At 43.2% G+C, this 13,123-nt stretch carries 10 protein-coding genes; 5 read left to right on the top strand and 5 right to left on the bottom strand.

The annotated features are described in order from the left end of the window. Positions 1-1,176 (bottom strand): MFS transporter, encoded by a 1,176-nt coding sequence (locus VME0621_RS04045; RefSeq protein ID WP_006069267.1) that lies wholly within the window; start codon positions 1,174-1,176, stop codon positions 1-3. Between the two features lie 374 nt (positions 1,177-1,550). On the opposite strand from VME0621_RS04045, the gene cfa reads away from it, so the two are divergent. Together cfa and VME0621_RS04035 are read left to right on the top strand one after the other, a co-directional pair. After that, on the top strand, positions 1,551-2,699 hold the full coding sequence (gene cfa / locus VME0621_RS04040) for a cyclopropane fatty acyl phospholipid synthase (protein WP_062455926.1): 1,149 nt from the start codon (positions 1,551-1,553) through the stop codon (positions 2,697-2,699). Between the two features lie 181 nt (positions 2,700-2,880). Continuing rightward, positions 2,881-3,366 carry a MarR family winged helix-turn-helix transcriptional regulator gene (locus VME0621_RS04035; protein ID WP_231892903.1) on the top strand — a complete coding sequence of 162 codons (486 nt, stop codon included), beginning with the start codon at positions 2,881-2,883 and terminating at the stop codon, positions 3,364-3,366. A gap of 201 nt (positions 3,367-3,567) precedes the next feature. Here the strand turns inward: VME0621_RS04035 and VME0621_RS04030 are convergent, their stop codons facing one another. Then, positions 3,568-3,768, bottom strand: a complete 201-nt coding sequence (locus VME0621_RS04030; protein ID WP_006069264.1) for a hypothetical protein — start codon at positions 3,766-3,768, stop codon at positions 3,568-3,570. 163 nt (positions 3,769-3,931) lie between these two features. Here VME0621_RS04030 and VME0621_RS04025 point away from each other — a divergent pair, with 163 nt between their 5' ends. The 3 genes from VME0621_RS04025 (at position 3,932) to VME0621_RS04015 (ending at position 7,564) form a co-directional block, all read left to right on the top strand. Next, positions 3,932-4,825 carry a DMT family transporter gene (locus tag VME0621_RS04025; protein ID WP_062455923.1) on the top strand — a complete coding sequence of 298 codons (894 nt, stop codon included), beginning with the start codon at positions 3,932-3,934 and terminating at the stop codon, positions 4,823-4,825. A 123-nt stretch (positions 4,826-4,948) separates the two neighbouring features. Then, positions 4,949-5,728, top strand: a complete 780-nt coding sequence (locus tag VME0621_RS04020) for a glycine betaine ABC transporter substrate-binding protein (RefSeq protein WP_062455920.1) — start codon at positions 4,949-4,951, stop codon at positions 5,726-5,728. 396 nt (positions 5,729-6,124) lie between these two features. Next, positions 6,125-7,564 (top strand): catalase, encoded by a 1,440-nt coding sequence (locus VME0621_RS04015; RefSeq protein ID WP_062455917.1) that lies wholly within the window; start codon positions 6,125-6,127, stop codon positions 7,562-7,564. A gap of 76 nt (positions 7,565-7,640) precedes the next feature. Here the strand turns inward: VME0621_RS04015 and VME0621_RS04010 are convergent, their stop codons facing one another. The 3 genes from VME0621_RS04010 to VME0621_RS04000 form a co-directional block, all read right to left on the bottom strand. Continuing rightward, on the bottom strand, positions 7,641-9,851 hold the full coding sequence (locus VME0621_RS04010; protein WP_062455914.1) for an SGBP N-terminal domain-containing protein: 2,211 nt from the start codon (positions 9,849-9,851) through the stop codon (positions 7,641-7,643). 99 nt (positions 9,852-9,950) lie between these two features. Next, entirely contained in the window at positions 9,951-11,378 is a 1,428-nt protein-coding gene (gene melB / locus VME0621_RS04005; protein ID WP_062455911.1) for a melibiose:sodium transporter MelB, read from the bottom strand. A 70-nt stretch (positions 11,379-11,448) separates the two neighbouring features. Next, on the bottom strand, positions 11,449-12,801 hold the full coding sequence (locus VME0621_RS04000; protein ID WP_062455908.1) for an alpha-glucosidase/alpha-galactosidase: 1,353 nt from the start codon (positions 12,799-12,801) through the stop codon (positions 11,449-11,451). Positions 12,802-13,123 lie beyond the last annotated feature (322 nt).

Raw genomic sequence — 13,123 nt, 5'->3', positions numbered from 1 at the left:
TTACGCTTCTACTGGTTGTGCTTGTTTCTCGTTGCGGTTCGCTTTAAGAATCAATAACACACCGATGATTGGAACGATAACACCCACGTAAGGAATCATTTCTGCACCAAGCTGACCATCAAGAACCATACCTCCAAGGAAACCACCGAACGCATTAGCAACATTAAACGCTGAGATATTTGCTGTTGCTGCCAGCTCTTGTCCGTCACCACCATTGTTCATTACACGCAATTGCATAGATGGAACGTTAGCGAATGATGCGATGCCGAAAATAAATGATGCGGCGACGAATAGGATTTTGTTGTCGGTAAACACACCGACAAGTACTAGAGAAGCAATCATTGCAATGGCCCAAAATAGAGAAGATTTGTTTAAATCTTTGTCTGATGAGTGACCACCAAGCGTATTACCAATGATTAAGCCAAGACCTACAATGACCAGAATCCATGTCACAGCACTTTCACCGTAACCAGCAACATGCATAGCGATAGGAGCAATGTAACCGTAAAGTGTCATGAAGCCAGTCCAAACTACAGCGGTAATCGCTAGGCTAATAAGAAGCTTTGGATTTTTGAACGCAGCAAGTTGTGCTTTAACATTTTTCGCTTCGCCGTGACCTGTTGAATGGATAGCGGCAAGAATGGCGAATAGAGCTACGACACCGAATGCAGCGACCACAATAAATGTCGTGTGCCAGCCGAATTCAACACCGATCCAAGTACCACCGGGAACGCCTAGTACATTCGCTAGAGTTAGGCCTGCAAACATTTGTCCTACAGCGCGACCAGCCATTTTCTCAGACACGAGGTTTGTCGCTACAACGGCACCAATACCATAGAAAGGCCCTTGTACTAAGCCACTAATAATGCGACTGATGAACAAGATGTCATAACTTGGTGAAAAGGCTGACATGAGGTTACCGACTATAAATAATGCCATTAATCCGATAAGAACCATTTTCTTATTAAAGCGTGCGAGATAAATGGTTAAGATTGGTCCTCCAATCACAATGGCAAGTGCGTATGCACTGATTAAATAACCTGCCTGACCCTCAGTAATCGACAGCGATGTGGCAACTTGCGGCAAAATACCTGCGATAATGAATTCTGCAGTGCCGATAGCGAAGGCGGCGAGTGTTAGTATCCAGACTTGAAATGGCATCTTCTCTTTGTTCATGGTTTTTCTCCTCTAAAACGGTTTGGGATGAGTCACGCTGAGTTGTAAGGTGGCTCGTCTCTCAAGTGATGGTGAGAGTATATTTATTCATTTTAGTTTTTAGAATTACCCAAAAAATGAAATCATTATTCGTAAATACTGAACAATATAATCAAATCTCTTTGTTTGGCAGCAGAACGGTTAAGAGTATGGGTAGCGGTAGGGCATTCCACTCACGTTGGTCCGAGCTGTGTTGAGCGTCTTAGTCACAACACTCCAACTGTCGCCAAAAAAAACACTCTTCTGAAGTTATAAATGTTTAAATAAATTATGTTTACGTAAATATATATTGGGAATAATGTGAAGCTTCAAGGTGATTCTTTTGGAGTTAACACATGAAGGGTAATGAATACGCAATTTTCGAAAGTATGTTGAGTTCCGCGGACATCAAGATTAATGGCTCTAGACCATGGGATATTCAGGTCAATGATGTTGCCATGTTTGATCGAATATTAGCCGATGGTTCGCTTGGTTTGGGCGAATCCTATATGGAAAAGATGTGGGAATGTAAGGACATCGCAGAATTGGTAAACAGGATCTTAGCGTTTGAGCTCGACAAGCACTTAGATTTAAGGACCAAAATGATACTTGGTGCCAAAATTGGTAAAGACAAAATCAAAAAGTTTTTTAACCCTCAAGGCACGACAATTTCCAAGCACAACGTCTCATTTCATTACGATATCGGTAACGACTTATACCGCGCTATGCTCGATAAACGTATGACGTATACCTGTGGATATTGGAAAAATGCAGATAACCTAGATGACGCTCAAGAGGCCAAGTTGGATCTAATTTGTAGAAAACTAGGCTTAAAACCAGGTATGCGGGTTTTGGACATCGGCTGTGGTTGGGGGAGTTTGATGCTCTATGCCGCCGAAAAATACGGTGTAGTTTGTGATGGTTTAACGTTATCTGAAGAACAAGCAAAGCTAGGTACTCAGATGGTGGAGGAAAAACAACTTCCCGTTAATTTCATTCTTCGAGATTACCGACTCTATGAACCGGAAACGAAATACGATCGCGTTGTTTCTGTGGGTATGTTAGAGCACGTTGGTTCATCGAATTATCGAGACTTTTTCACATGTGCAGATAACTTTTTGAATCAAGATGGGGTCTTTTTACTTCACTCTATTGGTACGTTTGAATCGACAGAAACCAATGATCCGTGGATCCATAAATACATTTTCCCTAATGGTGAAATTCCTTCTTTAGCTCAGTTAGCGACGGCGATGGAGCCAGAGTTCAATATGGAAGACCTGCATAATATTGGAGAGGATTATGATCATACGCTTTGTGCATGGTATCGTAATTTTGACAAGGCTTGGCAGCAAGGTGACCTCAACTACAATGAGAGGTTTTACCGTATGTGGAAGTACTATCTATTGAGTTGTGCTGGTGCATTTCGTTGTCGAGAACTGAGCGTGTGGCAGATGGTACTGACAAAAGTTGGAACGCCAAAACCAGCTAGCGCTCGTTCTGAATAACCTTTCTATTGAGTAAACCGACACCAAGCTGTCGGTTTTGTGATTAATGATGTTTGGCGGACTTTAGGTATTTTATCGTCAATGGAATGCTGGTGGACTAGCGGATGTTAAAGCGAAAAACGGCGAAATATGCTAGGGTAATGCTCTGTAACCATCGTCAATATTAACCGAGGTTAATCGTTTGATTAATAGAGAAAAAGAAGAATCTATCGTAAGTCAGTGGATGAGTGCGGACGCTGGTCTATCTGAATCGTCCGTTAGGTTAGTGACACAATTTGTTTTAGCTTCGAATCAGTTTACTCATGTTCGTTGTGAGTTTTGCAAGCAATATGGATTAAATACGTCTGAATTCGATGTCATCGCAACACTTTATCGAGCGGGTGACGTTTATGAAGTGACAGCGAAAGAACTGAAAGAGCAGACCTTGCTTCCTTCTTCGGGCGCGTTATCAAATCGAATTGATCGCCTGGAAGCGAAAGGTTTGGTTCAGAGAAGACATGATACGATTGATAAGCGCAGCGTAAAAATATCTCTCACTGAAGACGGCGTGGAGTTAGTCCGTCAAATGTATCCAAAGTTCTTCGAGCAAATGTCCAGTCAGTTTTCATCCCTAGAGCCAAGTGAGATAGAAACACTAATGGTATTGATGAGTAAGATGGGAGCCTGAATCTAGGTAGCGCCTTAGACTGGATACCACGCAACGGGTATCTGCGATGGCTCTTATAAGTATATGCACTTTCATGACTTAAAAAACTGTCTTGCCTGATTTAAGGCCACCATTTCATGTGTCAAGCTTCTGATATGAAATGGGGCCTTAGTCTTATCTAAAAATAATCTCAGCGGAGATTCATAATCTTGTCTATTCATACTATTTGAGTTGATTACCCATATGGGACTGACGGTATTGGTGTCTTGCAATGCTGAGTTTTACGCCGTAATACATAATTTTGCTGATCGAACTGATTACATGGAAAACCAGCACAAGTAGTGAGACTACTTCAATTGCCAAAAAAATAGTCTTAGTGACCCCGACGCTCGCGCCTTTTTTGAATATGGATAGTGCTTTCATAGTAACTCCTAACTCTTACTGACCTTATGTGGCTCATTCGAACCTGATTGATAACACGGCACACGTTAACCCCGCATACCCCATTTGATGACTTGAAGGCACTTTACTATCTATTTTTGTTTATGTAAAGTATGTTTAATTAAACATAAATGAGAGTCGTAGTATGAACATCTTTCTAGCCATGTTGGCTCCGCTGTTGTGGGGGACCACTTATGCCGTAGTGGCTTCTGAATTTGTCGGTTGGTCACCATTTGCGCTGGCGGTGTGGCGAGCATTACCAGCGGGCATAATACTGCTGTTACTTAAACCAACCTTACCAAAGGCGTCAGAACTGCCTGCATTGCTACTGATAGGGTTTCTTAATATCGCTTTGTTCTTTGGTTTGCTCTTTGCTGCAGCGATGCAGCTTCCTAGCACTTTGGTGGGCGTTGGAATGGTCGCATTGCCTGTGATTGGTTTGGCTATAATGGGTATATTCCATCAAGTAAAACCGTCTCTGATTCAATTGCTATCAGCCTTAATTCTTATAGCCTGTGCAACGTATTTGTTCTTTTCGAGTACCGTTCCTGTCAATGTGAGTGCGGTGGTGCTACTTATTGGTGCGATGACGGCACTGATAGGCGGTAGCGTAGTAGCAAAGCACGTCATGAAAAAGATCCATTGGTGGAAGTTACTCACATGGAAACTGATTTTTGGAGGCTTGCTGTTGATCCCCATGGCATATTGGGAAATGGTATGGAGCGGTAGGTCATTTGTCGCAGCCATCCCGGTTGGTAGTGAGCAGTGGGCCGCGATGTTTTGGTTGACGATAGGACTCACTTCTTTGGCGTATGGTGCTTACATTTATACAATTCCGATGATATCTACTAATGAATTGAGTTTTTTTGGAACCTTCAATCCTATATTGGCGATGGTTCTCGGAGCGACAATAATGGGAGATTCATTTAGTCAAGTTCAAATATCAGTGATGGCTTTAATGGTTCTAAGCAACCTAATGGCACAGTTTTTCGAATATAAGAAAAAGCTACCAACCGAACAAACCATAATTGATTACTAATCTTCCATCTCTTCAAATTCCATTTTAATAGGGATTTAATCGGCGTGTATTGAATGTTATTGAAAGAAAATATTCGCTAACAAGTCAGAACTTTTAATATAAATAAATTTATACGGTGAAATAATGAATAAAAAAATAAACTTAGGCGTAACAGATTTATCATTCCATAGAATTACCGCCTCTCTTATATCTCATGTGCTTACCGACATGGGATTTGAGGTAAATCGAATCTACTCTCCGCACCAAGAAAATTTCGCAAAGCTTAAGTCTGGTGAGGTTGATATTCTAACCTCTGCTTGGCTGCCTTCTAGCCATGGAATCTACAAACAGGATGTTGAACAAAAACGTCCCGTGATTGAGTTGGGTTTGCACTATGAACCTTATGCGCATTGGGGAGTGCCAAGTTATGTTCCTGAAGAAGCAGTTCGGGAAGTGAAGGATTTGCTCAAGCAAGATGTACTGGGCAAAATGCAAAAGGATATTCAGGGCATCAATCCTGGAGCCGGCATTACCAGATTTTCAATTAAAATGATGGAAGAGTATGGACTAAGTGAAGCTGGGTACGAATTTCACACTGGGACTGAGGAAGACTGCTTTACTACCTTTGAGCAACGAGTCGCCAACAATGAGTGGTTCGTTGTGCCACTATGGAAACCGCAGTTCCTGCATTTCAAGTACGACATTCGAGAGATAGGAGACCCTAAAGGTTTGCTCGGTATTGTTGACCGTGCGGTACTACTCGTACCTGAAGACGTAGCAGTTAGGTTTACGGCAGCGCAAATCAATCAGCTAGATGATTTGAAGTTTTCTAACGAGATTATCGCAGAGCTAGACTACAAAGTGAGTAGGGAAGGTTTGGATATTGATATTGTGACTAAGCATTGGTTGGAAAATAATCGATAAATAGCTTTGTCGTAATTGCTGATAAAAATCACTCTTTATGAGTGATTTTTTAACTTAGTAAGCAAGTTTTCAATAAGAGAGCTTGCAAGGAAATTTCAAAAAAGTTATTCCATGTGATGGAAATTATTATATGGACTCATCTATTTAGTTTGCTTCTTTGTATTATTCGCCTGTGCAAAAAAGAGAATTCGCTTTTTTAGATATTATGTTATTCATTATAGAGCGTATCCTACTCTGTGTTTACTACTACAAAATGCAAATAAAATCTCTTGCTACCTGTCGATAACGCCTTTTGGTCCACTTTGGGCGTCTTAAATAAAGGCAATTACTGTTCTTGTATTTAATTTGAGCGGTAGTAAGAGGTTACCTACTCGCGAAGTAATGGAAGGATAAACAATGACTAAAAAACTAACCACTGCAACGGGTTGTCCTGTTGCTCATAATAATCACGCGCTAACAGCTGGTGAGCGCGGTCCAATGCTTCTTCAAGACACTTGGTATTTGGAAAAACTCTCCCATTTCAATAGGGAAGTAATCCCAGAAAGGCGTATGCATGCTAAGGGTTCTGGCGCATATGGTACTTTCAAAGTGACTCAGGACATCACTAAGTTCACAAGAGCCGCGATGTTTTCTGAAGTAGGTAAAACAACCGAGATGTTTGCTCGGTTTACTACCGTTGCAGGAGAACGTGGTGCTGCCGATGCTGAACGTGATATTCGCGGGTTCGCACTCAAGTTTTATACCGAACAAGGAAACTGGGACTTAGTGGGTAACAATACACCGGTATTTTTCCTCGCCGATCCTCTGAAGTTTCCAGATTTAAACCGAGTGGTGAAACGCGATCCGAAAACGAATATGCATAACGCCGAGAGCAACTGGGATTTTTGGACCTCTCTACCGGAAGCACTACATCAAGTCACTTACGTTATGGGAGATCGTGGGATACCTGCGAGCTATCGCCATATGCACGGTTTTGGCTCACATACATTTAGCATGATTAACTCTGTTAATGAGCGCTTTTGGGTTAAGTTTCACTTCAAAACCCAGCAAGGTATTAAGAACCTGACTGACGAACAAGCTGCAGTTATCGTTGGAGCAGACAGAGAGAGCCACCAAAGAGATCTATTCGATGCGATTGAGCGTGGTGACTTCCCGAAATGGACCTTGTTCATTCAAGTAATGTCTGAGGAACAAGCTGAATCGGTGGACTTTAACCCGTTTGATTTAACCAAAGTATGGACTCACGCTGATTACCCACTAATAGAAGTTGGTGAATTCGAGCTAAACCGTAACCCTGAGAATTTCTTTGCTGAAGTTGAACAGTCGGCTTTCAACCCGGCCGCTGTTGTACCTGGCATTGGTTACTCTCCAGACAAAATGCTTCAAGGTCGACTCTTTGCTTATCGCGACGCACAAAACTACCGTCTTGGAGTGAATCATCATCAAATCCCAGTCAATGCACCGCGCTGCCCGGTACACTCCTCGCATCGTGATGGGTTGATGCGAGTGGATGCTAACTCGGGCGCAACAATAGGTTATGAACCGAATCAATACGGAGAATGGGCGGAGCAACCAGACTATTCAGAGCCACCTTTGAAAATCTCTGGGGACGCAGACCATTACAATCATCGAAACAATGTTGACCAATTCCAGCAGGCTGGCGATTTGTTCCGCTTAATGTCTGAGGATGAGCAACAGCGTCTGTTCGCAAATACGGCTCGTGCTATGTCGGGAGTGAGTGAAGCAGTTAAGTTGCGTCACGTATACAACGCTTCTCAAGCGGATACGGCTTATGGAGAAGGGTTGGCGCGCATATTGGGGTTGAGTAACAACTAGCAATGACATCAAGGCTCCACGGCATGAATCCGAGGAGCCTTGTTCTTTGAGCCTTGTTCAATGAACGATCAGAGCGCTACTTGTGAACGGTGCTTGTGTCTCCCGCTGCTACAGAGACCAGTACATAGCTGACTTGCTGACCATTAACTTGTTTGTGCTGACTGCGAACGGCTTGTCCATCGACAACTAAACTTGGATAATTACCATAGAACCACACCTCCCAATCTAGGTTATGATTTGAGTCGTTAGTGAGTGTGGACTTACTTAAGCCATCGTGTCGGACAGTAAGCTCATGTTCTCCCATTGGAAGTTGTGTTACTTCCAGCCAACCAATGTCTGGAGTGAGATGGGAAGCGGTGACCACTTTGTGGTTCGCTGCATCAGGTTTAATGCCCATCAAGCCTTCGATTGTGTTGGAGATAAAGGTAAACGAGATTTCAGGGTAATCACCGTTAGTACCTTGAGTTGGACGTTCATGTGGCTCATCTTTGATATCCATGATGTATTGCATCCACTTCCATGCCTCCTCATTACGATTGTACGGGAAGTAGGTTTCTGGAATGTAAGTGTAGGCCTCAATATTATTTGGAGCTTCTGGAGTCGAACCGATACCATCTCCTAAGTTTTTGGCGATAAAGTCAAGATAACGATTATTACGCTCCCCGGGTTCGGTAATTCGCTTCATTGGCATAAACCAACTGTTTTCCTTACCAAAATCATTCATTCTAAAGCCATCTCTTTGAACGATATTGACGTAGTTGTCGAGTGGTTTATCAGGGTCGGCGATGCTCCATTCATCGTTAAAGTACGTTTTGAGTTGCTGGGCTTTCTCACGCCAAACCGCAGCTTCACTATACTCTTCACGAGCTTCTAACATAGCGGAGTAAGCCACTGTTGCTTGGTATTGTGAGCCAATACCATCTCCGGCTTCAATTGGAAACTCGCCGCGCTCGTTGTAGGTTGCTGACCCCTCAAAAATCCCACCGTAACCTTCTGCGATTCCGTTTGGATCTTGGTCGTCGTGTAATTCGATATAGTCTGTGAGCACTTTAGTGTAAAAGCGCCATAGGTCCTCATCTTCGATGTAGCGCTTATCACCAGTCCACTGATACTGCTGCCATGCTTTTTCGACGAACTCAAACTGAGCCGGAACCTCGCGGACAAACCAACTATCATCTTTGTAATCAATAGTATGAGGCGTGCCATCAAAGTTCACAGCCCACAAGGTGTACCACTTTCTGGATTCTGTTGAGTGTTTGGCAAAGGTCTTAAACATGGAAAAGTTTTCGATATCCAATCCAGCGATCTTTGCTCCGCTCGCCTGATGCAAAAAATCGCGAGAATAGAAGGCTGTTCTATCAAAATACCCCGCCCAATAGGATGGGATGTAATCCGCGGTGCCATCTCCATCGTTGTTGAATTCGTCACGGTTGACCAGATCATGCTGGCCAGTCATAACGAAGCGACGGGTTTTATCGATAGCCCAATCGAATGACTCTTGGAGCTTTTGGTTGGAAGAGGTGACAACAACTTGTTTCTCTTTTTCGATCGCTTTGATTGTCCAGCGTTGCTTATTACCTTTTAGATCGGTTACGACAGCACGAACAGGCTGAGTAAAATCAACCGTGTCTCCGTTTTCTAATGAGACATTGCTGGTGGATGAAACGAGAATATTATCAATGGTGATACGGGTTAAGTCGGTACCATAAGGGACGTAAAACTCAATCTGTTTAGACTTCTTGTTAAGGTTTGTTGCGCCCACTTGCTCTAGAGCGGAGAACTGGATGATCTGATTGAAGTTCAGCTTTTTGTTCTTGTCACTCTTAGTCAAAGAAACACTGTCGACACTAACACCACCACGTTTAGAACCCGAGAACCAGACCTTTAATTGTTCACCTTGCTCCAAAGGAATATGCTTGAGCTTGTTACGTTTGTATTTTTTGCTCTGTTTAGCTTTATCTCGTACCAAGATTTCATCGTACAGGTTGGTAATAGCAAGAGTGGCGTCTTGTCCTGGACTGATGATAAACGCAGATAAATCATAATAGCCACTTTCAGGAATCGTGATTTCTTGGCTTATGTGGTGGTTTCGACCTTGGGCAATACGGCCTCGGTATTCACCTTCATGAGTTTGGTCGTTTTTGATATTGGCAAACCAATAGCTCCAGCCTAGCCCTTTGTTTTCAAATGTTGGGTTCACAATAAGGTTGTCGTTCTGTTGTGCAATTGCCGCACCAGATAGTGTGAGGGCAAAAGTGATTGCGGATGCAAGGACTTTAAGTTTCATACTGTTCTCTTTATTGGAAATGGAAAATCTAGCCGATGTTTGACGATTGTTAGTGAACCCATGCAGACCGGACTTCTGCATGGGTTTTATTGTATTGGGTTATAGAGCTTGTGCTGGCTCAGCAGGTTTAGTCGATTGACCTTTTTCGGAACCATCATTGGTAATGTGGTCGTATTTCTCTGTGAGATGGTCTTGAATTTGTTGGTGATAGGCTCCGTTCAACTTGTAGAAGCGGAAATAGACCACCAATGCAATCGCAAAGAAGAACGCAGGTAAACCAACCATGATGCATTGCATGCCAAAGACAGTGTCAGCACTTTGTTCTACGTTTGGCACGTAATCGACAGCAGTGAGCGCGATACCGATGAAGAACGCGGCGAATGCTGAACCTGCTTTTACCACTAATGTCTGTACCGAGTAGGCGATACTCTCACAGCGAGAGCCAAGCTTGTACTCACCGTAATCAACAGTGTCTGCCACCATGATGACATTCAGTACCCAGAACAAGGCAGTACCGATTTGGAGTAGGACACCAGCCGTTGAAATCAATAGAATGCTCTGTTTGTCGTACATGCCTACATAAATAAGTACCGCGCTACCTAAAATCGGGAAGCTAGAAGCACAAGCCCAAAGAACCCGACGTGAGAACATTTGTGCTAATTTCGGGAACAGTACTAAGGTAATGAGGTTCGCAATCCCCGCATAAGCCATGTAATAAGGGAATAGAGCTTCGTTGCCGACCACGTAGGTAAAGTAATAAACCGCGAACGCTGTAATGATGTTTGTCGCTAGATTGTAGGATAGTGCCATACATAGCACGCTCGTTAACTGATCATTTTTGTAGATGAGTTTAAGAAGCTGTTTTAACGATACTTTTTCTTCCTGTTGTGTTTCATCCAAATTAGCGGTCGAGTAGCGCTCTTTGACGTTACGAAGAGTGATGTAAGTTGAGACAAGGAAACAAGCGATTAAGAGTAACGTAAAGATTTGGAAGCCAAAACCTTTGTCATCACCACCTACATAGTTCACAAACGGCATAGCAATGGCAGCAGTGACTATCCATGCAAGACTTGCAAAGAATCGAGGATAAGGAACAAGCTCTTCGCGCTCACGTTTGTCTAAGGTTAGAGTTGGTACTAGAGACCAGAACGGGATGTCCATTAAGGTGTAAGTCATACCCCATAAAATGTAGGTGACAGCGGCATAAGCAATCAGCCAAGGGCCGTCAATATAGTGTGCACTGAACAGCATCAGAAGGACTACAGAGTTGGCAAGTGTGCCAATCAAAATCCAAGGTTTGAATTTACCCCAGCGACTACGGGTATTGTTAACGATCCAGCCCATTATCGGGTCGTTGACCGCATCCCAAATACGTGCCACGAGGAAGATGGTACCCACCGCCGCAGCGGAGATGCCTACGACATCGGTGTAGTAGAACATTAGATACATATAGACGATGGTAATTGCGAAGTCCTTGCCAAATGCGCCGAAGCCATAGCTCAGCTTGGTATTCATTGAGATACTCATTTGTTACTCCTTACGCCTTCCCATAGAGAAGGCGTTAAATATTCACGTTATTGTTTTTATTGGTATTGATTTACTGGTTTACCCACTCAGGCAGCCAGCCTTCATGAGCGTCGATGAGGTCATCAACCAGTGCATAAATTTCCTCTAATCCAAGTACGGCAGCGGTATGAGGATCAAGCATGGCAGCGTGGTAGATGCGCTCGCGGTTTTCGGTGAGAATCGCTTCAGTTAACAGTGTTTGAACATTAATGTTGGTTTGCATCAACGCGGCTAAGTGATTTGGTAGTCGACCCGCTTTGATTGGTTGAACACCATTGGCGTCAACCAAGCAGGCGACTTCTACACAACAACCCTGAGGTAAGTTATCGATCAATGCCTCGTTCTTGACATTGCCGTAGATGACGCTTGGAGTTCCTGTCCAAATTGAGTTCATGATAGTACTGGCGTATTCATGTGACTCTTGAACCGTAATTTGGTCGGCGTTTTTGAATGCTTGAAGGTCTTTTTTCCAGTCTGCAATTTGTTCTACACAGCGTTTCGGATATTCATCTAGTGGCACTTTATAACGTTCTATCAAATCAGGGCGATTTGGTTTGATAAAATATGGCGTGTATTCAGAAAAATGTTCTGAAGATTCAGTGACAAAGTAGCCAAGCTTTTTGAACATCTCATAGCGTACGAGGTTGGTACAGCGTCCATTGTGGTGAAGACCTGGCTTAGGCGCTTTACCACTTTCAAAAGCTTCGAGAAGATCAGGGTAGATATCAACATACTCGCCTTGCTCATTTTTCTTCTCTAGTGTGAGGTAATAAGCCATGTGGTTGATACCTGCACAGGTATAGCGAAGGTCAGCATAATCAAGGTCCAAATCACGAGCTATCTCTTCAGCCGTGCCTTGCACCGAATGACAAAGACCCACTTGCTTAATATGCGGATACTTTTCATACATTGCCCAAGTGTTCATCGCCATTGGGTTGACGTAGTTAAGCATGGTGGCGTTTGGACAGACTTCGGTCATGTCTTCACACACACTCCATAAATGAGGAATGGTGCGCAGCGAGCGCATGATTCCACCAGGGCCTAAAGTATCAGCGATGGTTTGCTCTAAACCATGACGCTTACACACTTCAAAGTCTGTCACCGTACATGGCTCATAACCGCCAATTTGGAATGCGATAACCACAAAGTCAGCATCTTTGAGTGCTTCTTTTTGGTCTAGATAACAAGTGATGGTGCCGGTCGCACCAGAGGACTCCATAAGTTTGCTCACGACAAGGTGAGATTCTTCTAAACGCAGTTCATCAATATCCATCAGCGCAATCTGCGCTTGTTTTAATGCGGGTTTGTGGAAAACATCACCAAGGATGTTCTTAACAAAAATGGTGGAGCCAGCACCGATGAATGTGATTTTAGGGCTTTTCATAGTCGAATCCTTTATCTCTCAAAGTTCTGTTTCGATGAAGCTAAGGTACACCTGTGGCAAGAGTAGATTCGTCTCAGATATAACAATGAGTATCCTGTTTTCTCATATTTCTAATGAGCCAAACAAAAATCTTAGGAAATGGGACAATATTGTCATTTTTGCGGATAAAGGTTGTGAAAGTGTTAGTGTATTTCATGTAACATACTGACTTTAATCACATAACTTGAATCTTACTTATTGGGGTAGTCTGGCTATATGATCCTGTTCAGAGTTTTAAATTGCACGATTTGCTAAAACGGGTTTGTACGATTTCCTAAGGAGT

This window comes from Vibrio mediterranei (genome assembly GCF_900088415.1).
Taxonomy (GTDB): Bacteria; Pseudomonadota; Gammaproteobacteria; order Enterobacterales; family Vibrionaceae; genus Vibrio; species Vibrio mediterranei.
This window is presented reverse-complemented; position numbering and strand designations above follow the sequence as displayed.